Source organism: Roseovarius sp. TE539 (assembly GCF_003298505.1).
In the GTDB taxonomy this organism is placed as follows: domain Bacteria; phylum Pseudomonadota; class Alphaproteobacteria; order Rhodobacterales; family Rhodobacteraceae; genus Roseovarius.
Genome location: NZ_QNGB01000001.1, coordinates 246,876 through 270,684, shown reverse-complemented (window position 1 = coordinate 270,684; position 23,809 = coordinate 246,876). Strand labels below are relative to the sequence as shown.

At 61.9% G+C, this 23,809-nt stretch carries 23 protein-coding genes; 14 read left to right on the top strand and 9 right to left on the bottom strand.

What is annotated here, in order from left to right:
• The 3 genes from DQW77_RS01335 to cysQ form a co-directional block, all read right to left on the bottom strand.
• A partial coding sequence (locus DQW77_RS01335) for a transposase (protein ID WP_258523634.1) occupies positions 1–156 on the bottom strand: 156 nt, incomplete at its 3' end.
• 85 nt (positions 157–241) lie between these two features.
• Positions 242–1,042 carry a 3-deoxy-manno-octulosonate cytidylyltransferase gene (locus tag DQW77_RS01330; RefSeq protein ID WP_113256349.1) on the bottom strand — a complete coding sequence of 267 codons (801 nt, stop codon included), beginning with the start codon at positions 1,040–1,042 and terminating at the stop codon, positions 242–244.
• Entirely contained in the window at positions 1,043–1,843 is an 801-nt protein-coding gene (gene cysQ / locus DQW77_RS01325) for a 3'(2'),5'-bisphosphate nucleotidase CysQ (RefSeq protein WP_113256348.1), read from the bottom strand.
• A gap of 126 nt (positions 1,844–1,969) precedes the next feature.
• Here cysQ and DQW77_RS01320 point away from each other — a divergent pair, with 126 nt between their 5' ends.
• Positions 1,970–2,791: an ABC transporter permease gene (locus tag DQW77_RS01320; RefSeq protein ID WP_113256347.1), complete on the top strand. Its 822-nt coding sequence runs from the start codon at positions 1,970–1,972 to the stop codon at positions 2,789–2,791.
• Here DQW77_RS01320 and DQW77_RS01315 read toward each other — a convergent pair.
• Both DQW77_RS01315 and glmM read right to left on the bottom strand, forming a co-directional pair.
• Positions 2,788–3,225 carry a low molecular weight phosphotyrosine protein phosphatase gene (locus DQW77_RS01315; protein WP_309301302.1) on the bottom strand — a complete coding sequence of 146 codons (438 nt, stop codon included), beginning with the start codon at positions 3,223–3,225 and terminating at the stop codon, positions 2,788–2,790. The two genes, DQW77_RS01320 and DQW77_RS01315, sit on opposite strands and share 4 nt — an antisense overlap.
• A 49-nt stretch (positions 3,226–3,274) precedes the next feature.
• Positions 3,275–4,639, bottom strand: a complete 1,365-nt coding sequence (gene glmM / locus DQW77_RS01310; RefSeq protein WP_113256389.1) for a phosphoglucosamine mutase — start codon at positions 4,637–4,639, stop codon at positions 3,275–3,277.
• Positions 4,640–4,862: 223 nt separating this feature from the next.
• Between glmM and DQW77_RS01305 the strand changes: the two genes are divergently transcribed.
• The gene (locus DQW77_RS01305; protein WP_113256345.1) at positions 4,863–5,225 is read left to right on the top strand and encodes a VanZ family protein; all 363 of its coding nucleotides are present in this window, start codon (positions 4,863–4,865) and stop codon (positions 5,223–5,225) included.
• On the opposite strand, the gene pncA is transcribed toward DQW77_RS01305, so the two are convergent.
• Positions 5,218–5,814, bottom strand: a complete 597-nt coding sequence (gene pncA, locus DQW77_RS01300) for a bifunctional nicotinamidase/pyrazinamidase (RefSeq protein WP_113256388.1) — start codon at positions 5,812–5,814, stop codon at positions 5,218–5,220. The genes DQW77_RS01305 and pncA overlap by 8 nt on opposite strands.
• Before the next feature lie 86 nt (positions 5,815–5,900).
• On the opposite strand from pncA, the gene DQW77_RS01295 reads away from it, so the two are divergent.
• Both DQW77_RS01295 and DQW77_RS01290 read left to right on the top strand, forming a co-directional pair.
• The gene (locus tag DQW77_RS01295; protein WP_181711169.1) at positions 5,901–6,185 is read left to right on the top strand and encodes a hypothetical protein; all 285 of its coding nucleotides are present in this window, start codon (positions 5,901–5,903) and stop codon (positions 6,183–6,185) included.
• A gap of 68 nt (positions 6,186–6,253) precedes the next feature.
• Entirely contained in the window at positions 6,254–7,171 is a 918-nt protein-coding gene (locus DQW77_RS01290) for a rhodanese-related sulfurtransferase (RefSeq protein ID WP_113256344.1), read from the top strand.
• Positions 7,172–7,195: 24 nt separating this feature from the next.
• On the opposite strand, the gene ahcY is transcribed toward DQW77_RS01290, so the two are convergent.
• The gene (gene ahcY, locus DQW77_RS01285; RefSeq protein WP_113256343.1) at positions 7,196–8,590 is read right to left on the bottom strand and encodes an adenosylhomocysteinase; all 1,395 of its coding nucleotides are present in this window, start codon (positions 8,588–8,590) and stop codon (positions 7,196–7,198) included.
• 225 nt (positions 8,591–8,815) lie between these two features.
• Between ahcY and DQW77_RS01280 the strand changes: the two genes are divergently transcribed.
• Genes DQW77_RS01280 through DQW77_RS01270 form a run of 3 tightly spaced genes read left to right on the top strand, consistent with a single transcriptional unit; the run spans position 8,816 to position 10,845 of the window.
• Positions 8,816–9,763, top strand: coding sequence for an FkbM family methyltransferase (locus DQW77_RS01280; protein WP_113256342.1), 948 nt, complete (start codon positions 8,816–8,818; stop codon positions 9,761–9,763).
• A 6-nt stretch (positions 9,764–9,769) separates the two neighbouring features.
• Positions 9,770–10,363: an HD domain-containing protein gene (locus DQW77_RS01275; RefSeq protein ID WP_113256341.1), complete on the top strand. Its 594-nt coding sequence runs from the start codon at positions 9,770–9,772 to the stop codon at positions 10,361–10,363.
• Positions 10,360–10,845, top strand: a complete 486-nt coding sequence (locus tag DQW77_RS01270; RefSeq protein ID WP_113256340.1) for a GNAT family N-acetyltransferase — start codon at positions 10,360–10,362, stop codon at positions 10,843–10,845. The genes DQW77_RS01275 and DQW77_RS01270 overlap by 4 nt, the downstream gene beginning before the upstream one ends.
• A 71-nt stretch (positions 10,846–10,916) precedes the next feature.
• Here the strand turns inward: DQW77_RS01270 and DQW77_RS01265 are convergent, their stop codons facing one another.
• Positions 10,917–11,468 (bottom strand): ActR/PrrA/RegA family redox response regulator transcription factor, encoded by a 552-nt coding sequence (locus DQW77_RS01265; protein WP_113256339.1) that lies wholly within the window; start codon positions 11,466–11,468, stop codon positions 10,917–10,919.
• Between the two features lie 76 nt (positions 11,469–11,544).
• Positions 11,545–12,177 (bottom strand): SCO family protein, encoded by a 633-nt coding sequence (locus DQW77_RS01260; protein WP_113256338.1) that lies wholly within the window; start codon positions 12,175–12,177, stop codon positions 11,545–11,547.
• Between the two features lie 86 nt (positions 12,178–12,263).
• Here DQW77_RS01260 and regB point away from each other — a divergent pair, with 86 nt between their 5' ends.
• From regB to addA, 7 genes are all read left to right on the top strand, one after another.
• A complete protein-coding gene (regB, locus tag DQW77_RS01255; protein ID WP_113256337.1) occupies positions 12,264–13,658 on the top strand; it encodes a sensor histidine kinase RegB in 1,395 nt (464 codons plus the stop codon).
• Positions 13,659–13,733: 75 nt separating this feature from the next.
• Positions 13,734–15,230, top strand: a complete 1,497-nt coding sequence (locus DQW77_RS01250; protein ID WP_113256336.1) for a PAS-domain containing protein — start codon at positions 13,734–13,736, stop codon at positions 15,228–15,230.
• A 41-nt stretch (positions 15,231–15,271) separates the two neighbouring features.
• Complete coding sequence (gene tsaE, locus DQW77_RS01245) at positions 15,272–15,754, top strand: tRNA (adenosine(37)-N6)-threonylcarbamoyltransferase complex ATPase subunit type 1 TsaE (RefSeq protein WP_113256335.1); 483 nt, start codon at positions 15,272–15,274, stop codon at positions 15,752–15,754.
• Complete coding sequence (locus DQW77_RS01240) at positions 15,747–16,766, top strand: aminoglycoside phosphotransferase family protein (protein WP_113256334.1); 1,020 nt, start codon at positions 15,747–15,749, stop codon at positions 16,764–16,766. The genes tsaE and DQW77_RS01240 overlap by 8 nt, the downstream gene beginning before the upstream one ends.
• A complete protein-coding gene (locus tag DQW77_RS01235; RefSeq protein WP_113256333.1) occupies positions 16,742–17,434 on the top strand; it encodes a nucleotidyltransferase family protein in 693 nt (230 codons plus the stop codon). The genes DQW77_RS01240 and DQW77_RS01235 overlap by 25 nt, the downstream gene beginning before the upstream one ends.
• A complete protein-coding gene (gene addB / locus DQW77_RS01230) occupies positions 17,427–20,360 on the top strand; it encodes a double-strand break repair protein AddB (protein ID WP_113256332.1) in 2,934 nt (977 codons plus the stop codon). Before DQW77_RS01235 ends, addB begins: the two co-directional genes overlap by 8 nt.
• A complete protein-coding gene (gene addA, locus DQW77_RS01225; protein ID WP_113256331.1) occupies positions 20,357–23,752 on the top strand; it encodes a double-strand break repair helicase AddA in 3,396 nt (1,131 codons plus the stop codon). Before addB ends, addA begins: the two co-directional genes overlap by 4 nt.
• The last annotated feature ends 57 nt before the right edge of the window (positions 23,753–23,809 follow it).

The window sequence follows — 23,809 nt, the reverse complement described above, 5'->3', positions numbered from 1 at the left end:
GCCCAATTCGGGCGGCAGATCGCGCCACGGCGAGGCTCCCCGCGCCAGCCACAAGATCGCATCAAGGAAAAGCCGGTTGTCCGCCCCGGTCCGCCCGCGATCACCTTCCTTGCCAGGAACCAAAGGTTCGATGATCGCCCACTGCCTGTCTGTCAAAGTCCGTCTGCTCAAGATCGCCTCCCGTTTTTGATCTTGAATCAAACGAGAACCGATTTGGGAATCCCCTAAATGCAGACGCCGCCTAGGCCATGCCCATCTCGCGCATCATAGCCTCGAGACGCGCAATGTCCTCGGGGTTGTTGAGTTCCCAGAATTGCCTGTCACGCGCCGCCACTTTCACGCAGAGCACCGCGCGCCCGTGTTCGAGAAACCGGAGCTGCTCCAGCCCCTCAAGCATCTCCAACGGCCCGGGGGCAAGATCGGGATAGGCCGACAGCGCGCCGGGACGGTAGGCATAGACACCGACATGATGGAAAACCGGTGTCGCGGCATCGGGCGCGAAGCTCTGGCCGGTGTAAGGCACCACTTCCTTCGAGAAATAGAGCGCGTGGCGCCGGTTGCCGAAAACCGCTGTCGTGCCGCCGACACGGCCTTGGGCGCGATCCTCGAGAAACCCGTTCAGCGCCCGGCCGTCGCAGCGCAGCACCGGTGTTGCCACCTCGGCGGAGGCGTCGGCCGCGAGCCCGGCAACGAGATCCTCGACGAACCACGGCGGGGTCAGCGGCGCATCTCCCTGGAGGTTGACCACGATGTCATAGGCCCGGCTGAGCGCCTCATGCGCCTGGGCGCAGCGTTCCGTACCGTTCGCGCAGTCGGGCGACGTCATGACCACCTCGGCGCCGAAACCCTCGGCCGCGTCCCTGATGCGCCCGTCATCCGTGGCCACGACCACCCTGTCGGCCCCGCGCACCTGTTGTGCCGCCTCCCACGAGCGCTGGATCAGGCTGCGGGCCGCCCCGCCTGCACCGGTCAGCATCGCCAGCGGCTTTCCCGGATAACGTGAAGAGGCATAGCGCGCGGGTATGACGATCAGAACTCCCATTCAGCCCGCCCGCTTCAGCGCCACGCCGGGTGCGCAGGCGATGAAGAAAGGGTTTTCATAGCCCGGCTTGCCGTAGCCGAGCGGCGCGTGATCATCATGGCGCACCACCACGCCACCGGCCCCGCGCAACACCGCATCGCCGGCGGCGGTATCCCATTCCATCGTCCGGCCCAGACGTGGATAAAGGTCCGCCTCCCCCGACGCGACAAGGCAGAACTTCAAGGACGAACCGGCACTCTTCATGTCCTTGACGGCGTACTTGCCGATGTAATCCTCGGTCACCTGATCGCGGTGCGATTTGCTGGCCACCACCATCAGCGCGGAGTTGTCCGGTTCCGAGACGTGCAAGGGCCTCGTCAGGCCCGGGGTATCCGGATCGAAAGGCCCCGTTTCCTCCACCGCCGTACCATCGGGCAGAGTGTAGAACATCCGATCGCGTGCCGGGGCATAGACAACGCCACGGCGGGGCACGCCCGCCTCGACCCAGGCGATATTGACCGTGAAATCGCCGCGGCGCTGCACGAATTCCTTGGTACCGTCCAGAGGATCGACGATCAGGAAATCCGCCGCGTTTACGGCATGGGACTGAGCCTGTTCCTCTGTCACCAGCGCCACGCCGGGAAAGGCGGCAACAAGCCCGTCCGAAATCAACGCATCGGCGGCCTCATCGGCCACGGTCACGGGGCTGTCATCGGATTTCAGGCTCACGTCGAAATCATCCGAACGATAGATTTCCATGATCCGTGCACCCGCCTCGATGGCGAGGCGACGCATCACCGGTACAAGCGTTTCATAGTCCAAATCCGGGCTCCCCGCGGCCGTGGTGCCGCCTGTTGATGCATTTCACTCGGTGCCTTATGATGTCTGCTTAAAGGATCGGCAAGAATTCCGTATCAGAATTCAGGCAAGGGCGGGCGCGACAGGGCTATGTTTCAACAGGTAAAACCCAGATCAAGCCTGCATTCCGCCATCGTGATGGCCGAACTGGTCTATCATTCGATCGTCCGTGACGTTCGCAAGGGCCACGGCAATGCCATCATTGCCATAGGGCTCAACATCCTTCAGGCGGTGATTTTCGTCCTGGCCTTCTATGTCATGTTCAACATTATCGGCTTGCGCTCGGCGGCGCTGCGCGGGGATTTCCTGCTTTACATCATGTCGGGAATTTTCCTTTTCCTGACTCACATCAAGACGCTTGGCGCGGTCGTGGGCGCGGCAGGGCCGGCATCTCCGATGATGAAGCACGCGCCGATGAACCCGATCATATCGGTCTCGGCCGCGGCGCTCGGGGCTCTCTACATTCAGGTCTTGAGCCTTTTGCTGATCCTCTTCGTCTACCATGTGGGCTTCAAGGAATTTGACATCCACGAGCCCGTACCGGCCTTCGGAATGCTCCTCCTTGCATGGTTCACCGCGGTGGCGCTCGGCCTCGTCCTGTTGTCGATCAAGCCGTGGTTTCCCAATTTCGTCTCGACATTCACGCAGATCTACCAGCGCGCCAACATGATCGCCTCGGGCAAGATGTTCGTGGCCAACATGATGCCCGGATATATTCTCGCGATGTTCGACTGGAACCCGCTTTTTCACGCCATCGACCAATGTCGTGGCTTCGTGTTCATCAATTATTTCCCGCGCAACAGTTCGATCGAGTATCCGCTCACCGTCGGGGTGGTGATGATCGTCATCGGCCTGATGGGCGAATTCTACACGCGCCGTCACGCATCGCTCAGTTGGGACGCCAGGCGTTAGGCATCAGGGCCTGATATCCCTTGGCCGATCCGTGACGCCCAGGCATCCGCGCCCTGGATCAGCATGTCGAAGACAGCAGCGTGAACCGACCCGGGTCTGCGATACGGGTCCGGGATGGCCCGCGCGCCGGTCCAGTGATCGAAAAGCATGACGCGTCCCTGCAATTGCGGCGCGTCCGCAATGATCGTCCGCCGGTGCCACGGCTCCATCACCAGAACAAGATCCTGCCCGGCGCCCATCGAAGATGTGAACTGCCGCGCCACATGGTCGGCAAGCGACACACCCCGTGCCGCCGCGACGCACGCTGTCGTCTCGTTCGGTCCACGGCCAATCAGCGCGGCGATGCCCGCGGAGCTCACGGTTGCAGTGGGCAAGGCTGCTCGAAGCAGACGTTCGCCCAACGGTGATCTGCAAATGTTTCCGAAGCATACCACGAGAATGCGATTTTCACCGCCCGTGGAAGCGCCGCCGGATACCGCCACCTCAAGAGCCTTCCGGGACAATCCCCGAGACAGACCGAACCGCTTCGGAAATCGCCGAAACCGCGGCATTCAGAAGTGCCTCATCCTCGCATTCCGCCATCACCCGGATCAACGGCTCCGTCCCGGATTTCCGGATCAGGAGTCGTCCGCAGCCCGACAGGCGGCGTTCCTGTTCCGCGATCACGGTGCTGACATGGGCAGACTCGAGCGGGGCGGACCCCGCGGCGAAACGCACGTTTTCCAGCAATTGCGGCACGGGCGTGAAATTACGCATCAGCTCGCTGGCGGGCCGGTCGGCGCCGGTCATCGCGGCAAGAAACTGCAATCCGGCGATCAACCCGTCGCCGGTTGTGGCGTAATCGGTCATGACGATATGGCCGGACTGCTCCCCGCCGAGGTTGAAACCGCCCCGGCGCATACGTTCCACCACGTGCCTGTCCCCCACCGGGGTTCGTTCCAGCTTCAGACCGCGCGCCTCGACGTGACGTTCAAGACCAAGGTTGGACATTACCGTCGTCACCAGGGTTCCATGGGCCAGTTTACCAGCGTCCGCCCAGATACCGGCAAAAAGGGCCATGATCTGATCACCATCGGCAATCTGCCCCTTCTCGTCGATCAGGATGATTCTGTCGGCGTCTCCGTCAAGGCATATGCCCAGGTCCGCACCAGTGTCACAGACAAGCGCCGCTGCGGCCTCGGGCCGGGTTGAGCCGCATCCGCGGTTGATGTTGTAGCCATCCGGTTCCACGCCCATCGGCACCACCTCCGCACCCAGTTCCCAAAGAACTTCGGGGGCGGCACGGTAGGCAGCCCCGTTGGCACAGTCGACGACGACCTTCACACCGCTGAGGCGCCGGTTGCGCGGAAAGGTCGTCTTGGCATATTCCGCATATCGCCCCTCACCATGTTCGATGCGGCGCGCCCGTCCTATATTGGCGGGTTGCACCGGCACGATGTCACCAGACAGTATATTCTCGATCTGAAGCTCATCGGCATCGCTCAGCTTGAATCCATCGGGTCCGAAAAACTTGATTCCGTTATCGTCATGCGGATTGTGGCTGGCCGAGATCATGATCCCGAGATCGGCGCGCATCGAACGGGTCAGGAAACCCACCGCCGGGGTCGGAACCGGGCCGAGAAGAAGGACGTTCATGCCCGTGGAGGTCAGGCCCGCCGTCAGGGCATTCTCGAGCATGTACCCGGACCGGCGGGTGTCCTTGCCGATCACCACGCGATGCCCGTTATCACCGTCACGACGAAAATGCCGGCCCGCGGCCGCACCGATCCGCAGAGCCATTTCAGCCGTCATCGGATATGTGTTGGCGGTCCCGCGAATCCCGTCCGTTCCGAATATCCTGACGTTCATGTTGCCCTCTCGATCCTGCGCGGGTTTCATCCGGCCATTGCCCGAAGTCCTATAGTCAGAATCGTCCGGTTTGGCGAGGCCCGCGCGCCCTTGTCCTATCACGGCCCGCGAATCCTTGCCGGTCGGTTGGTCGGCACCGCGGTTCCTTGCATGTCCGGAATTGTTGTGCGCCAAATCGCGGGATCGGCTGAAGAACGTCACGAGGGGTCTTGACCGGATGAACATGACTGAACGGATCAAGCAACGCGCGGGGCTTGCCATGACTCTGACCATCGCCCTTTGCATCGCGGTTCTGGGCTTCATCCCGATGCCCGCCACCGGACCGGTCATGGCCAACGACAAGCTCAATCATTTCCTTGGCTTTGCCATCCTTGTTTTACCCGTGGCTTCCGTGCATCCGCGGCATGTGCCCTGGATCTTCATCGCCGCCGTGACTTATGGCGGAGCGATCGAACTGCTCCAGCCGTTCACCGGAAGGACCCGCTCCTGGGGTGACCTGGTGGCCGACGGCGCCGGGGCGGCTCTTGGCTGTGCCCTTGGCCGGGTGGTGTTTGCAAGGCTGGTCGGGACAGGCAGGTTCAACTGATCCGAACGCCCTTGGCACGCATCGCCTCCAGCGCAGCATCCAACGAGCCATCAAGGTTGATCGCCCGACACAGATCCGAGCGCAGTGTCACTTCGTAACCGTTGTCCGCCGCATCCTGGGCCGAAAAGCCGACACAGAAATCCGTGGCCAGTCCGACCATCGTCAATCTCTCCAACCCGCGGTCACGCAGGTATCCGTCAAGGCCGGTGGGGGTTTCGTGATCATTCTCGAAAAGCGCCGAATAGCTGTCGACAGCCGGGTCATACCCCTTGCGCACGATCAGGTCGGCACGATCGGTGTTCAACTCGGGATGGAATTCCGCCCCCCGACTGCCTTGAACACAATGATCCGGCCACAGTATCTGCGGCCCGTAGGGCATCTCCGTCATTTCGAAGGGCGCCCGCCCCGTGTGGCTCGATGCGAAACTGGAATGCCCGGCCGGATGCCAGTCCTGGGTCAGTATAACGGCCGGAAACTCCGCCATCAGCGCGTTGATTCCGGCCACAATCACATCTCCCTCGGGCACCTCCAACGCGCCACCGGGGCAGAAATCGTTCTGCATGTCGATCACGATCAGGGCTTCGGTCATGCGGCGCCTCCTTTGGCCCATGGGTAAGCGGCGCGGGCACACGCGTCAATGCGGGGCAGTATTTCACCACCATCGGTCCGGAGGACATGCACAATTCCAGCGGGCAGCGCCTGTGGAATTTCTGTGCCATCGTGCAGCAGGACAGGGCCAATTTTCACCTGTTCGGGATACGCCATCCCCAAGACGAGGGTGATCCTTTCTTCGGCACGTACGAAATGCGCTCGAAAATCCCGGGGGCGTGCCGGATCGTGCCCGGATCGGAATACGTGGCGGACAGGGTCTTGTCAGGCACCACCAAGTATATCCGCGTCGAAGTCTACGGGATCGACGGCGTTCCCACCGGGGTGACGGTTTCGAAGGGCACCGGTTAAGCCGGACGCCTGACTCCAGCACATTGCCCTATTGCCCGGGCGCCTCGGAGGCCTTATCTGGCTGGCCAATGTACACGATCGCCGCACTTTACCATTTCTGCCGCTTCGAGGATCCCGGAGCAATCCGGGGGCCCCTTCTTGATCTGTGCCGGGCCGAGGACGTAACCGGCACCCTTCTTCTGGCACGGGAGGGGATCAACGGCACCGTGGCGGGGTCGGCAAATGCCATTGAAAAGGTGCTGGCGCATATTCGCGCCCTGCCCGGTTGCGCGGCACTGGAGCACAAGAAAAGCCAAAGCAGCGCAGCGCCCTTCGCCCGCCTCAAGGTGCGCCTCAAGACAGAGATCGTGACCATGGGCCGGCCCGAGGTGGATCCGCGCGCCGCGACCGGCCATTACGTGGACCCCATCGACTGGAATGACCTGATCCGCAGCCCCGATGTCGCGGTGATCGATACCCGCAACGATTACGAGGTCGCCATCGGGACTTTCGAGGGCGCAATAGACCCTGAAACAGCCTCTTTCCGCGATTTTCCCGCATGGTGGGAAGCGAACCGACACCGGTTTCACAACAAGCGAATCGCGATGTTCTGCACCGGTGGCATCCGCTGCGAGAAATCCACCAATTACCTGCTCGGCCAAGGGGTGGAGGATGTTTACCACCTCAGGGGCGGTATCCTGAAATATCTCGAGGAGGTTCCGGCGGAGAAGAGCACATGGCAGGGATCGTGCTTTGTCTTCGACGGGCGTGTGTCCGTGGAACACGGCCTTCGCGAAGGGCCTCACAGTCTGTGCCACGCCTGTCGACGGCCGCTGGCGCCCGAGGATCTCAGGCGCCGCGACTACGAGGAAGGAGTGTCATGCCGGCACTGCATGGATGAGACGTCCGCGGCCGACAAGGCCCGCTTTCGCGAACGCCAGAAACAGATCGCCCTGGCCCGCGCCCGCGGCGAGCAGCACCTGCACGCCGCGGCGGAAAAGTCGTGAAGCGCGCCACCAAGCACGGGCTTGTCAGTACCGGTAATGCTCGGGCTTGAAGGGCCCCTCGGTCTTCACGCCGATATAATCGGCCTGGTCGGGCCGAAGTTCGGTGAGCCTGACACCGATACGGCCCAGATGCAGGCGCGCGACCTTTTCATCAAGGTGCTTGGGCAGGATGTAGACATCATTGTCGTAATCATCCCCCTTCGTCCAAAGCTCGATCTGGGCGAGGACCTGGTTGGTAAAACTTGCGCTCATCACGAAGCTGGGATGGCCGGTGGCATTGCCGAGATTGAGAAGGCGCCCCTCCGACAAAAGAATGATACGGTTGCCCGAAGGCATCTCGATCATGTCCACCTGGTCCTTGATGTTGGTCCATTTGTGATTTTTCAGGTTCGCAACCTGGATCTCGTTGTCGAAATGGCCGATATTGCCCACGATCGCCATATCCTTCATCTCGCGCATGTGCTCGATGCGGATCACGTCACGGTTGCCCGTGGTGGTGATGAAGATATCGGCTGACGACAGCACGTCTTCCAGCAGGACCACCTCGAACCCGTCCATCGCCGCCTGCAATGCGCAAATCGGGTCGACTTCGGTCACTTTCACGCGGGCACCGGCACCGCGCAAGGAGGCCGCCGAGCCCTTTCCGACATCGCCATACCCGCAGACCAGCGCCACCTTGCCGGCCATCATCGTATCAGTTGCACGGCGGATACCGTCGACCAGGCTTTCCTTGCAGCCGTACTTGTTGTCGAACTTCGACTTCGTCACGCTGTCATTGACGTTGATCGCCGGGAAGGGCAGGTGCCCTTTCTCCATCATCTTGTAGAGTCGATGAACGCCCGTGGTGGTTTCTTCGGACACGCCCTTGATCATGTGACGCTGCTTTACGAACCAACCGGGGCTTTCCGTCATGCGCTTGCGGATCTGCGCGAACAGCGCCTCTTCCTCCTCGCTGGTCGGGGCGGCGATCAATTCTTCCTCCCCTTCCTCCACACGGGCGCCGATCAGGACATAAAGGGTCGCGTCGCCGCCGTCGTCGAGGATCATGTTGGCCCCGCCCTCCTCGAACTGGAAGATGCGATCGCAATAGTCCCAGTATTCCTCCAGTGTCTCGCCCTTTATTGCAAACACGGGTGTCCCGCCTTCGGCGATCGCCGCGGCTGCGTGATCCTGGGTCGAGAAGATGTTGCACGAGGCCCAGCGTACGTCCGCACCCAACGCCACCAGTGTTTCGATCAGCACGGCGGTCTGAATCGTCATGTGCAGGCTTCCGGCGATGCGGGCGCCGGCAAGCGGCTTCTGCGCGCCGTATTCCTCGCGCAGGGCCATCAGCCCCGGCATCTCGGTTTCGGCGATATCCAGTTCCTTGCGCCCGAATGCCGCAAGTTCGATATCCTTGATCACGTAGTCTTTTGCCATGCCGGCGGCTCCTTGATGTCACCTTTTGGAATGGCAGATAGCACCGGTATGCGCGGCGGGCAATGCGGGATGCGCGGGCGTTGTCCGCCGCGGCACTTGGTGCCGGGTTAATCCCGGCGCCAAAGGGCGTCCTGTCGGCGGATCGGGAGGATTGCGTCTTGGTGTTTGCGCGCATCCCGACAACCGGATAGGTGAAATCGAGGTACTCCAAGCGGACCCCAGGGCATGAACCAGAAGCGGAAACCGGCCTTCGCAGGGCGTGGCGCACATCTTCAATACCGCGTGCTGATGGCGCTTTTCAGGCTGGCGATGACGCGCGGGCTTTATGGTCGGTTCGCCCGCGGGCTGGGGCGGTTCTTCGATCCCGAGAACGCGGTTATTGTCGATATTGGCGGCGCGGCCCCGTTTCGTGTCCGGCTGGCTGACGGCTATTGGACGCGATTTGCGTTGCGCGGCCCCCCTTATGAGCCAGAAATTGCCAGGGTGATGGCCGCCGCTGAACCGCACACCGACTGTTTCGTCGATCTTGGCGCCAATACCGGGTTCTGGACCCTGAAGGCCGCCAAGCTGTTTCAAAGGGTCATCGCGGTCGAGGCCGGGAAGAAAACCTTTCGCCGTTTGCAGGAGAATACCGATTGCCTTGCCCGGGTTGCACTGCATCGGGCCGCTGTCCATGCGTGCAGCAGACGGCAACTGCGCTTTGTGACACCGGAACTCAGCCATGCCTCCGCGCGACTGAGCGAAGAGGCGAAAGATGGCACAGATAGGTCTGAAATCGTCGAAACCGTCTCTGTTGATGATCTTGTTCCGGAAGGAACAGCCGCACTGATCAAACTTGATGTGGAGGGTGCGGAAGTGGCTGCGTTCGACGGTGCAGCACGCGCCTTTGCGGATGGCGCTGTCTTCATATACGAGGATCACGGCGGTGATCCCACCTGCGAACCCAGCGCCTGGCTTCTGTCACGCGGTGGATTTCGCCTTTGGTCGATCGGGAAAACGCCGATGGAGATAACTTCGACCGCACAGCTGCGAACCCTGAAAAAAGACCCTTACAAGGGTTATAATTTCCTCGTGGCGCAGGACGGTACGCCGCTTCTGTCAGCGATTCTGGACTCTTTGCAATCCGCAGGTCGTGAGGCTAACAGTGAAGATCAATTCCGAGAAGACCCGTGAGGAGAAATGGCTCAGCCCCGCGCCTGGCAAAAGATGCTTTCGGGCCGCAGGCTCGATCTTCTTGATCCGACCCCGGTTGATATAGAGATCGAGGATATCGCGCACGGTCTCAGTTTCGTGGCGCGGTGGAACGGCCAGACGATTGGCGATTTTCCCTATTCCGTGGCCGAGCATTCCCTGCTGGTCGACCGGCTTTATGGCCGGATCAAGCCGAACGCCCCGGCGAAATGGCGGCTTGCCGCGCTGTTGCACGACGCACCGGAATACGTGATCGGTGACATGATCAGCCCCGTCAAGGCGGCGGTCGGCCCCGGCTATGACGAACTGGACGAGCGTCTGTCGACGGCCATTCACATCCGCTTCGGTCTGCCCGCTGCTCTTCCCGTCACTGTCAAGCGACAGATCAAAAGGGCAGACCGGATCAGCGCCTGGATGGAGGCCACCGCCATCGCCGGATTCACCAAGGCGGAAGCTTCCCGGTTCTTCGGTTGCCCGGACCCCGCCCTTACCGAAGACCTGTCGATCCGGTTGCGTCCACCGATGGAGGTCCGCGGGGATTTTGTCGCCCGCCACGCGAAGCTGATGGGGCAAATGGCATGATAGGTGTAAGGCGTGCCCGCCCGTGCGATGCCCGGCCCATCACCGCGTTTCTCAATCCGATCATCACCCGCGGCGGCACCACCGCCCACACTGCGCCGGTCACCGGCGACATGATCACGGCCTGGATGGTGCGTGGCGGCGCACAGGCGGCCTGGCATGTGGCGGAGGACGACAACGGCATGCTTCTCGGCGTCCAATTCGTTGAACCACATCCCGATTTGCCGCTGATGGCCTGCGATATCGCGAGTTTCGTGCGCATCGGGCGAACGGGGCTCGGCATCGGTACCCGCCTCTTCGAGGCCAGCAGGCCCGCCGCCCGTGCCATTGGGTATGCCTGGATCAATGCGACCATCCGGGCCGACAATGCGGGCGGACTCGCCTATTATCGAAGTCTGGGATTTCTGGAATACGCCCGCGATCCCGGCACCCGGCTTGGCGATGGCACAGTCATCGACAGGATCAGCAAGCGCCTGTACCTCTGAAGGAATGTCCGGCAGAGCCCGGAATCCCGCGGTGGCCATGCGCGCCGCGTACGAGTGCCCACATGCCGCCCTCAGCGCGGGGAGCGTTTCGCGAGGATGCGTTGCAACGTGCGCCGGTGCATGTTGAGCCGCCGGGCGGTTTCACTCACGTTCCGGTCACACAGTTCATAGACCCGCTGGATATGCTCCCAGCGCACCCTGTCAGCGCTCATCGGGTTTTCCGGTGGCGGCGGAAATCCGTCGTCTTGCGCAAGGAGGGCATCGGTGATGTCCTTGGCATCCGCGGGCTTGGAAAGGTAATCCGTTGCCCCGATCTTGACCGCCGCCACTGCCGTGGCAATCGCGCCATACCCGGTCAGAACCACGATGCGGCTATCGGGCCGCTTTTCGCGGATGATCTCGACCACATCGAGCCCGTTTCCATCCTCGAGACGAAGATCGCAAACCGCGTACGCCGGCGGGCGCGCCGTGGCGATCGCTGATCCGGCCGCGACAGATTCCGCGGTCTCCACTGCGAAGCCACGTTTTTCCATGGCCTTGGCCAGCCGTTTCAGAAACTGTTCGTCGTCGTCGAGCAAGAGCAGAGACCTGTCCTCGCCGAGATCCACATCCTTGGCGGTCATCTCTTTCCTCCCGTTCGGCGCGATCGCGTAGCGGTGGTTCTATCCTGACAGTATGCCTGCGTCAAACCTTCGCAGGTCAGGGCCGTGCATCCAGAAAGCACCCAACCCTGTCCGCCAGTTGTTCTGGCCCGATGTCACGGCGAAAGAACTCCACGAACCCATCGCCGGGCAGTGTAAGGTAGGTGAATGTCGAGTGATCAACGAGATAGAATTCCTCGTCACCATCGGGCGGCTCCTGCGCCTGATAGAAGGTCCGGTAAGCGCGGCTCGCGCTTCGCACCTGTTCCTCGGATCCGGTGAGCCCCAGCATGCGCGGGTGCATGTTCGCCGTGAAATCGTCCACCACTTCAGGTGTGTCCCGGGCCGGATCCACTGAAATGAAAACGGGTTTCACGATCTCCCCCCTTTCTTCGAGTACGTCTACAGCTGCGGCATTGCGGGCCACGTCGAGCGGGCAGACATCGGGGCAGAAGGTATAACCGAAGTAGATCAGCGCCGGTTGGTCCAGAACGTCCTTATCAGTGACGGTTTTCCCGGTTTCATCCACCAAGGTGAAAGGCCCGCCGATCTGGCTTGCGCCACCCGCCACGCTTCCGTTGCGGCAGTGCGCGTACCGGTCATCGCCGCTGCTGGACGTGGTGAACACGTAGACGCCCAGAAGCCCGGCTGCAATGGCTGCCACCGCCGAGATGGTGATTATCCGATTCATTGGCCTGTTCCTGCTTGGCTGGGCAATCTTCACATCGTGTGTCACATCTAACATCGAAGAAGGAATATGCAATCTCGGAGCCTGCCATGACAGAAACGTCACCCGGCTTCTTCCATTCCCGCCGGCGCGGCACATGGATCCGCCTGCGTACACTCATCCTTTTAAGATGGTGGGCGGTGATCGGACAGATGACCGCGCTTATCATAGCGCAGCGCATCTACGACCTCGACTTCGAAACCGGGCTGTGTTTCCTGGTTATCGGTGCCTCCATCATCAGCAACCTCGTTGCATCGACGGTCTTTCCCGAAAACAAGCGGCTGACTGAATCGGAGAACCTTCTTGTCGTGGGTTTCGACATGGTTCAGCTGGCACTGCTTCTTTACCTGACCGGGGGTTTGCACAATCCGTTCTCGTTCCTGATCGTCGGACCCGTGATCGTCTCGGCCTCTGCGATGTCGACACGCTCGACCGTGATGCTGGGCCTCTCGGCGATCCTGATCGTTTCCCTACTCACAAAGCTCTATTCGCCACTGCGCACCAGTTCCGGCGAGATCCTGAGAATGCCGGAGCTTTTCCTGTTCGGCAACTGGGCCGCAATCGTAATTGCCATCACCTTTCTCGGTGTCTATTCGCGGTGGATCCTGTCCGAGATGCGGGCCATGTCGGATGCGCTGCAGGCCACACAGATGGCGCTTGCGCGAGAACAGAAACTGACCGATCTGGGTGGTGTCGTAGCGGCTGCAGCGCATGAGCTTGGCACGCCGCTTGCGACAATAAAGCTGACAAGCGGAGAACTGGCGGAAGAGCTTGCGGATGCGCCCGACCTGAAGGACGATGCGCTGTTGATCCGCGAACAGGCGGACCGGTGTCGCGATATTCTGCGCACGATGGGGCGCGCAGGCAAAACCGACCAGCATATGCGAAGCGCCCCCCTTACCGCGGTCATCGAGGAGGCGGCCGAACCTCACCTGGAGCGCGGCAAACCCATCATATTCGACCATGGCGCGACGCAGGCATCCCTTCGTTCACAGCCAACGATCCTGCGGCGTCCCGAGATGATCCATGGTCTCAGGAACCTGATCCAGAATGCCGTTGATTTCGCACGTTCGCGGGTCTGGGTCGAAAGCAGCTGGACCGCCGACACCGTGACCGTACGCATCATGGACGACGGGAGGGGGTATCCACCCCATCTTCTGGGACGTATCGGAGACCCGTTCATGCGTCGCCGTACCGGGCGCACCGACACGCGCAGACCCGATTACGAAGGAATGGGTCTGGGCTTGTTCATCGCCAAGACGCTTCTGGAAAGGATGGGGGCCGACCTGACATTTGCCAACGGTGCGGACTCTTTCCGTAACCGCAAGAGCCATTCCGAAAGAACCGGTGCCTTTGTCGAAGTTACCTTGCCACGCGCCGCCATCGAAACCTCGGATTCGACCGCGTCAAGCGTTCGGGACGGCGGTCCGGCGGTATCTTCCTGATCCCTTGTTAACCAACTCTTAACAAAATCCCTTCATGCTCGGGGTCATGGTTTCGATTTTGCCGTTGCCCGGTCGATGATCCCGATCTCCGCAATCTCCGCTGCCGGACTACTGGCGCTTTCGCTTCCGGTTTCGGCAATTGTCCTCTGGCTCATTGGCAGGCGGCTGCGGGAGGATGCGAAACCCGTCACGGCCCCTGACCCGGACGCGGACTCGCTCTGCGAATTCCTGTTCCATGACGGGTTCCTGGCAGACCATCATGCCGGGATCCCTGAGGACACGGATTGCCCCTTGACCAGCTGGTCGGAGATCCGCGCGTGGTTTGCCGCGCGATTTCCCGGATTGCCCGAGTGTCCGACCGGGATACCCGAAGGTGGGGAACACAGGTTCCTGTCATGTTCACCCGGGGACAGTGCCACGCTTTGCCTGAGCCGGAAAGGCAACGACACGAGGCTTGTCCTGGTGGATCCCCAGGTCCGCGATCCGGCAACACGACACGAAATCCTGCGTCTGAGGCAGATGGCGGACAATTTTCGGAGAATTCTGGAACAAGCGCCCGCTCCCGTTCTGAAAACCGACCGGGACGGTACGCTCTTGTGGCACAACGCCGCCTTCGGCCATCTGGCCGACGGGGACCGCGATGCCCTGAGACATGCGCTTGCCACGGCAGACTGCCGGGAAGAGCAGCATGAACAGCGGGTGAACGGTACCACCCGATCCTATACCGTCACAACCAGCACTGAAGAGAATGCCATTATCGGGCATGCGCACGATATATCGGCTCTGATAAGGGCCGAATCCGCACAACGGGATTTCGTTCAGACCCTCGCAAAGACATTTGCCCATCTGTCCACGGGCCTCGCCGTGTTCGACCGCAACAGGCAGCTTGTCCTGTTCAACCCCGCGTTGGTGGACCTGACATCCTTGCCCGCGGAATTCCTGAGCAACCGCCCGCATCTCATGGGGTTCTTCGACCGTCTGCGCGATCAGCAGGTGATGCCGGAGCCCCGCAATTACGCCGACTGGAAATCACATGTCAACGAGGTCACCGAACGCGCGTCGGACGGGCTCTACGAGGAAACCTGGACACTGCCGGACGACCTGACCTACCGGATCACCGGAAGACCACACCCCGACGGCGCGATCGCGTTCCTTTTTGAGGATATCACCGCCGAGGTTCATCTGGCGCGCCGGTTCCGGTCCCAGCTCGATCTGCGGCAGGCGGCGCTGGATGCTCTTCCGGACCCGGTGACGATATTCGGTCCCGACGGCATCCTTGCATTCTGCAACAAGGCTGCGATGGAGCATCTGCACATCGACCCGGAGTCCAGCTTCGCGGACATGAGCACGGCCGATTTGCTGGCCGTTTGCAAATCCCGTTTTCCGGATGCCTTGACCTGGACGAAACTGGAGCCGACGCTGATCGAGGGAACCGCCCGTGACCTTCGGGACTGGAACGATACGGCAAGCGGGGATCAGACGATTCGCATTCTTCTCAGGGACCTTCCGGGCGGAGCGCGAATGATGATCCTTAAGGTTGCAGCGGCCATGGATCGCCCATTGCCCGCCTGATCACTTGTTGCAGGCCGGTCCGGCACGTGTAGTGTCGGGCAATGACCACAAGACACCATGAACTGCACCTTGCCTCGCCAGATGAAACCTGCCGCTGCGCGCAGGCTCTGGCACCGTTCTTGCACGCCGGTGACGTGATCCTTCTCGGGGGTGATTTGGGCGCTGGCAAGACCCATTTTGCCCGCTGTCTCATACAGGCGTCACTGCCCGCGCCTGAAGACGTTCCGTCACCCACCTACACGCTGGTACAGACTTACACGTCTAAACAAGGCCCGGAGATCTGGCATGCTGACCTGTATCGTCTGGGAAGCGCCGAGGAAATCGAGGAAACCGGGTTGAGCGAGGCTTTTTCCGATGCGATCTGCCTGGTTGAATGGCCGGACCGGCTGGGCCCGCTCACGCCCGGGACAGCACTTTGCCTGACCCTGGTTGCCACCGATAACGACATTGGCCGCCGCATGATCCTTGCCTGGACCGATCCACGCTGGGACAAGACGATACGGGACGCCCTTCTTCATGAATGACCGTGATCACGACGCAGGAAAGTTCCTTGCAAAGGCGGGCTGGGCGAACGCCGCGACTTCGGTGATTGCAGGTGATGCGTCAAACAGGCGGTATCTGCGGCTGCGCTGCGGGGATGACACCGCGGTCCTGATGGATGCACCGCGCGAGCAAGGCGAGGATGTCGCACCATTCATGCGAATTGCGCGGTACCTGGCGGATCTGGGGCTCAGTGCGCCGCGCATACTTGCCTCGGACGAGGTTCACGGCTTCCTGTTGCTGGAGGATCTGGGCGACGACCTGTTCGGACGGGTCATTCATGCCGACCCCGGCAAAGAGGAGAGGCTCTATTACGCCGCAACGGACCTTCTCATTCATTTGCACCGTCATGATCCGCCTTCCAGACTCGGGGTTTACACGGCGGAATTGATGGCAGATCTCTCGGCACTTGCCTTTGACTGGTACCTGCGGTCCGCTAACGGGCCGGACATGGCCGCGCGCGAGAATTTCATCAGCCGCTTCCGTCCCCTGCTTGACCGACACGCGAGCCGGAGGGATGTGGTGATCCTCAGGGATTACCATGCCGAAAACCTGCTTTGGCTGCCTGATCGCAAGGGCAACGCACGGGTCGGTCTTCTGGATTTTCAGGACGCGATGTGCGGCCATGGTGCCTACGATCTCGTTTCGCTGTTGCAGGACGCGCGGCGCGACGTGCCCGTGTCCGTGGAGTCCGCCATGCTGGCGCATTTTCAGGACTCCGGTACAGTGCATCCGGAGGCTTTCGAAGCCGCCTATCACTGTCTTGGTGTACAGCGGAACCTTCGTATAATCGGTGTCTTCGCCCGGCTCTGCCTGCGTGACGGCAAACCACACTACGTCGATCTGATCCCGCGGGTATGGTCCCTTCTGCAACGCGATCTTGCCCACCCGTCGATGACCTCTGTTGCGCCAGCAGTCCATGATGTATTGCCTGAACCCACAGCCGAAATCCTGAACAGGTTGAAATCCGGATGCGCGACAGTCCCGACAGCGTAATGCTTTTCGCCGCCGGTTTCGGCACCCGGATGGGTCCACTTACCGCGGACCGCCCCAAACCGCTTGTGCCCGTTGCCGGCGTTCCGCTGATTGATCATGCTCTCGAACAGGTGAACGGCATCGCCCCGGCAAGGATCGTGGCGAACCTGCACTACAAGCCGCATGCGCTGGCAAGCCACCTTGCGGACCGCGATGTGGTGCTTTCATGGGAGCAGCCGGACATACTGGATACCGGCGGAGGATTAAGGGCCGCCCTGCCGCTGCTGGGTGATGGTCCGGTCTTCACGATGAACACCGATGCCGTCTGGAAGGGGCCGAACCCTCTGGAGTGCCTGCGGCGCGCATGGCGGCCCGGAGCGATGGAGGCCCTGCTTTTGTGTGTTCCGGCCGGCCGGGCACACGGGCATGCCGGACCGGGTGATTTCGAAGTGGGCCGCGACGGGCGCGCAAGGCGCGATGGTTCCCTGATTTTTACCGGCGCGCAGATCCTTGAAACGGAAAGAGTGGCAGAGATGCCGGAGGCCCCTTTTTCCATGAACGAGATCTGGGATGCGATGTTGACGCAGGGTACTTTGCACGCGATTGCCTATCCCGGCCACTGGGCCGACGCCGGAAACCCCGAGGGTATCAGCGCCGCCGAAGCCATGCTTCACCACCACGATGTTTGAGCCCGCGGAACATGCCCGGGTCTTTGGCCTGCCGCCCGGTACGGATTTCGCCGGGGAGCTTCTGCGCGGTCTGCGGACCCGGCTGGACGGGAAACCTCCGGAGACATTGGCGCGCACGCAGATCATCGTGAACACGCGGCGGACGGCACGAAGGCTGCGCGACCTTTTCGATGCCGGCCCTCCATGTCTCATGCCCCGGATAAGTCTGGTGACGGATATCGGGGAGACCTGGAACCTGAGCGGGATACCGGCCGCCGCACCTCCCCTCGAACGCCGGCTGGAGCTGGCGCGGCTTGTAGCGTCGCTTCTCGACAGGGAGCCCGATATAGCACCGCGTGCGGCCATTTACGATCTGGCGGACAGTCTTGCCGGACTGATGGACGAGATGCATGGCGAAGGGGTTTCGCCGGATGTTATCGACAGGCTCGATGTCAGCGATCAATCCGGTCACTGGGCCCGCATCAGGACATTCCTGAACATCGTGCGGCCCTATTTCGACGCCGGCAGCGACCGACCCGGCACAGAAGCACGGCAACGCATGGTCGTCGAGTCGCTGTCTCGGCTCTGGCAATCCAGTCCGCCGGAACACCCGGTCATCGTGGCGGGATCAACCGGGTCGCGTGGCGCAACGCGAATGCTCATGTGTGCAGTGGCACAGTTGCCACAAGGCGCTGTCCTGCTTCCGGGTTTCGATTTCGACACCCCCGAGGACGTGTGGAAGGAACTGGACGATCCGCTGCATTCCGAAGATCATCCGCAATACAGGTTTCATGCCTTCCTGGGTCAGCTTGGGCTGACTGCCGGCATGGTCAGGCGCTGGACGCCTGCTTCACCACCCGTACCGGCACGCAACAAGCTTCTTTCGCTGGCGCTCAGGCCCGCGCCAGTGACCGATCAATGGTTGCGCGATGGCCCGCGGCTTCGGGACATCGATACGGCGATGGAAAATGTCACTTTGCTGGAGGCGCCATCTGCCCGGCAGGAGGCACTCGCGATCGCAATGCGTCTGAGAAAAGCGGCCGAGGAGGGACAGACCGCAGCCCTTGTAACGCCGGACCGGACTCTGACACGTCAGGTCGCTGCGTCTCTCGACCGGTGGGGTATCCTGCCGGATGACAGCGCGGGGCAGCCCCTGCACCTTTCCCCGCCCGGCCGGTTCCTACGCCACGTTGCCGACCTCCATGGCCATCCGGTTTCCGCCGCGACGCTTCTGACACTTCTCAAGCACCCGCTTACCCATTCGGGCAACGGCCGGGGCGGGCACCTCCTGCTTACGCGGAAACTGGAACTGCACCTTCGCCGCGACGGGCCGCCGTATCCCGGGCCGGAAGACATCCTTGGATGGGCCGCGAACCAGAAAGGCGATGCGGCCGCCTGGGCGGCATGGATCGGCAAGGCCCTCTCGGTTCACGATGACGGGGGGGAACGGCCCCTTGAGGAGCGGGTCACCGAGCATTTGGCCCTTGCAGAGACCCTTGCCAGCGGCAGTTCCGACACCGGCAGCGGCACTCTATGGTGCGAGGAGGCTGGAACAGTGGCGCGCCGGGCGGTCGATGCGCTTGCCGAATCCGCACCGCATGGCGGACCGATCAACGCGTCGGATTACAGCGCCCTCTTCACCAGTGTCCTGTCCCGCGAGGAAGTCCATCAATCAAGCGCCGCACATCCCGGGATCCGTATCTGGGGCACCCTGGAAGCGCGTGTCCAGGGGGCCGACCTGTTGATTCTCGCAGGGCTGAACGAGGGCAGCTGGCCCGAACCGTCCCAACCGGACCCGTGGCTCAACCGTTCGCTGCGCCAACAGGCCGGGCTTCTGCTTCCCGAACGCCGGATCGGGCTGGCCGCCCACGACTTCCAGCAGGCGGCACTGGCATCCGAGGTGTGGCTAAGCCGGTCGATCCGGTCCGACGATGCGCAAACCGTCGCCTCAAGGTGGCTGAACCGGTTGATGAACCTGCTGGATGGCTTGCCCGAACAGGGTGGCAGTCTGGCTCTTCAGGCGGCCCGGCAACGCGGAAAGAAATGGCTGTCGCGGGCGACAATTCTGGAAGCGACGGAGAGCGCGGAGCCCGCGCCGCGGCCGTCGCCCTGCCCGCCCCCGGACGCACGGCCGACACAGCTTCCGGTAACCGCGATACAGAAATTGATCCGGGATCCCTATCATATCTACGCGCGGCACGTTCTGCGGCTCAGGCCGCTGGACCCATTGATGCGTGCGCCCGATGCGCTTCTACGCGGCACGATCCTTCACGACGTTCTTGAACGCTTCATTCGCGACACGCGTGACGCGCCGCAACGTCGCACGGAGGCCGTTCTGCTCGACACGGCCGAGAGCATTCTGCGTGACAAGGTAAGCTGGGCGGAGGCGCGTATCCTGTGGCAGGCCCGGCTTGAACGTGTCGCCGGCTGGTTTGTGGAAACGGAGGCGCAGAGGCGGGCGCGGGGGGATCCCGTGGCGTTGGAACAAAAGGGGGTTCTGGAACTGTCCGATCCCTCCTTCACGCTGACCGCAACCGCTGATCGGGTGGATCTGGATCCGCAAGGCCGGGTCTGGATCTATGATTACAAGACCGGAACACCGCCCGGGGCCAAGGAACAGAAACTCTTCGACAAGCAATTGCTGCTTGAGGCGGTCATCGCGGAGCGAGCGGGTTTCGGCCCGTTGGACGCGGCTCCGGTGGCGGGTGCCGCGTTTATCGGGCTTGGTACCAAGCCCGTGGAACAGCCTGTTCCGCTGGAAGAAACTCCGACCGAAGAGACATTGCATGACTTTCGGAAGTTGATCAGCGCGTACATGGAGCATGACCAGGGGTACACATCACGTCGGATGGACCGCACCATGCGGGAACCCGGCGATTTCGATCATCTTGCACGCTACGGCGAATGGGACATGACCGCAGCACCGCGGAAAACGAGGCTTGAATGAAAAAGCACGATCCCGCCAGCCAACGTCAGATCGACGCGGCCCGCCCCGACCGCTCGACATGGTTGTCCGCGAATGCCGGCTCCGGCAAGACCCGGGTTCTGACCGACCGGGTCGCGCGCCTGCTTCTGGACGGGGTCGATCCGCAGCATGTCCTGTGCCTGACATATACAAAGGCAGCGGCGAGCGAGATGCAGAACCGGCTTTTCGCCCGGCTCGGCAGCTGGGCGATGCTGCCCGACAGCGAATTGACCCGGGCGCTTGATGCCCTTGGCCTGGAGGGACCGTTGCCTGATACCGCGCTTCAGGACGCGCGGCGTCTGTTCGCGCGTGCGATCGAAACACCCGGCGGGTTGAAAATTCAGACGATTCATTCGTTCTGTGCGTCTCTGTTACGGCGTTTTCCTCTCGAATCCGGCGTCAGCCCTCAGTTTTCCGAAATGGAGGATCGCACCGCCGCGCGTTTGCGTGCCGAAATCGCGGAGGATATCGCGGCCGGTCCGAAATCCCCGATTTTGCGGGGCATCGCAAGACACTATCCCGGGGAATCCCTGGAGGGTCTGACGGCCGAGATCGTGCGCCACAGGACAGCCTTCACTGACCGGTGTGACCATACAGCCTTGCGGCATTCACTGGGCCTGGCCGATGGGCAGGACAACGAAAGCATCGCAGCGGCGGTGTTTCACGGTCATGAAGGGCCGCTGCTGGAACAGCTTGTTCCCGCCCTTCTGGAAAGCGGTTCCAACGACCGTGATGGTGGCGGGAAACTGGCCTGCATCGACACGCTGGACATCACGGCGTTGCCGGTTCTGGAGGATGTGTTTCTGCTCAAGTCCGGTGACAACGCGTTCGCACCCAAGACCCCGGACGTGACAAGGCAGCCCTTTCCGACAAAGGCGCTCCGCAAGAGGCTTGGTGACCTTTCCGAGGAGCTCAATGCCTGGATGGAGAGAGTGGCGGACGCGCGCGAAGCCCGTCTTGCCATGGCGACACTGGAGAAAACCGGGGCTCTTCACGATTTCGCGCATCTTTTCCTGTCCGAATACGATCAGGCGAAACAGAAGAAGGGGTGGCTCGACTTCGATGATCTTATCCTCAGGACGCGCGATCTTCTGACCAACCCGGATGTGGCGGCCTGGGTTCTCTATCGGATTGATGGCGGTATAGACCATATCCTTGTTGATGAAGCCCAGGATACAAGCCCGGTCCAGTGGCAGATCATCGAAAGGCTGGCACAGGAATTCACCAGCGGGCAGGGCGCGCTATCAGACAGACACCGGACCATTTTCGTTGTCGGAGACAAGAAGCAATCCATTTATTCATTCCAGGGCGCGGATCCGGACGCCTTTGACAGGATGCAGTGCGATTTCGCGGCACGTCTGGAAAACACCGGAACACCCCTTCAGCGCATGGAAATGGAATATTCCTTCCGGTCGGCCGGCGCGATCCTGTCTGTCGTGGATCACACCTTCGCAGGGTCCGAAGGCTCCGGCTTTTCGGCGGCGCAGACACACAGGGCGTTCAAGTCCACCTTGCCCGGACGGGTGGATTTGTGGCCGGTCGTGCCGCCCCCGCCGGACGACGACGATCAGCCCTGGTATTCCCCGCTGGATCAACCGGCCGGAAACGCTCCGGCGATCACCCTGGCCCATCGGATTGCCGATTCGATCACGCAAATGATCAAGGATGGTGCCCGGATTCCGGAAGCACCCGATGGCGACGGCGGATGGCGCATGCGGCCCGTCGCACCCGGTGATTTCCTGATCCTGGTGCAACGCCGTTCTGTTCTCTTTCACGAGCTGATCCGGGCCTGCAAGGCAAGGGGGCTGTCCGTGGCCGGCGCGGACCGTCTCAGAGTGGGTGCGGAACTCGCGGTGCGCGATATCGGTGCGTTGCTGTCCTTCCTTGCCTTGCCTGAAGACAGTCTTTCGCTTGCCGCGGCACTGCGGTCCCCCCTGTTCGGATGGTCCGAAGCGGAACTTTACGATCTGGCTCACAAACGGACGGAAAGACACTTATGGCCGGCGTTGCGTGCCCGGGCGGACGCCTTTCCCGAGACTATGGCGATTTTGCAGGATCTCAGGGCACAAACGGACTACCTTCGCCCCTATGACCTTATTGAACGGATCCTGATTCGGCATGACGGACGCCGGCGCTTGCTGGCTCGTCTCGGCAACGAGGCCGAGGACGGACTCGACGCGCTTCTGTCCCAGGCCCTGGCCTACGAAACACAGGCAGTTGACAGCCTGACGGGGTTCCTCGTTTGGATGGAAACCGACGAACTCGAGATCAAACGCCAGATGGACAACGCCGGGAACCGTATCCGCGTCATGACGGTTCACGGGGCCAAGGGGCTTGAATCCCCTGTCGTCATCTTGCCCGAAACCGGTCAGCGCAACCTGACCATGGATGATCATATAATTCGTGGCGAAGACGGCACAGCGCTCTGGCGGAGCGCCTCTCACGAGACACCGCAGAGGGTGAGCGAAACCATCGAAGGGATGAAGCGGGCACGACGGGCAGAACGCGACCGCCTGCTTTACGTGGCGATGACCCGAGCCGAAAAATGGCTGATCGTCGCGGCGCATGGTGATTTCGGCAAGTCCGGTGACACGTGGTATGAAAAGGTGAGGACCGGCATGGAAACCGCCGGTGCGATGAAACAGTCGTTCGAGGGCGGCGAGGGCCTGCGGCACCAAGAAGGAGACTGGGCCGGATCACAGATCGAAACGGGATATCCCGAGCCGGATGCATACCCGGATCTTGAGTCCTTCTACAGCCGATCCGCCCCGGCCGCGCCTGCTCGGGCAAAGACGGTTGCACCGTCGGAATTGGGCGGTTCAAAGGCTCTTGCCGGAGAGGAGGGTCTGGACGAGGAGGCCGCGAAACGGCGCGGAAGACAGATTCACAGGCTTCTGGAGGTTCTGCCGCGGGTCTCCCGGCAGGAATGGCCCTCCACGGCTGCCAGTCTTCTTGAAGGCGGGCCGGATCAGGCCAAAGGACGGGAACTGGAACTGCTTCTGTCCGAAGCCGTGAATGTGCTCGAAAAGCCCTGTCTTGCTGATCTTTTCTCCCGGGACGCCCTGACCGAGGTGGCGGTCACGGCACCGATATCCGATGAAGGAATGCGGGGTCACGGCACGATAGACCGCCTTCTGATCCGCCCGGACCATGTCCTTGCCGTGGACTTCAAGACCAACGCGATGGTGCCAGACAGCGTGACGGATGTGCCCGACGGCCTGTTGCGGCAGATGGGTGCCTACTCGGAGATGCTCGGCGCGATTTATCCGAGGAAGTCGGTGAGGACAGCCCTTCTTTGGACACGGACAGCGACGCTGATGCCATTGCCGCACGATATGGTGAGAGCGGCTCTTCGGGCGGCGCCCCCGCCTTGACGTTGCCCGCGACCCTGCCTACGTTCGCCTCTCAGACACACACTCCCGGGAGAATGA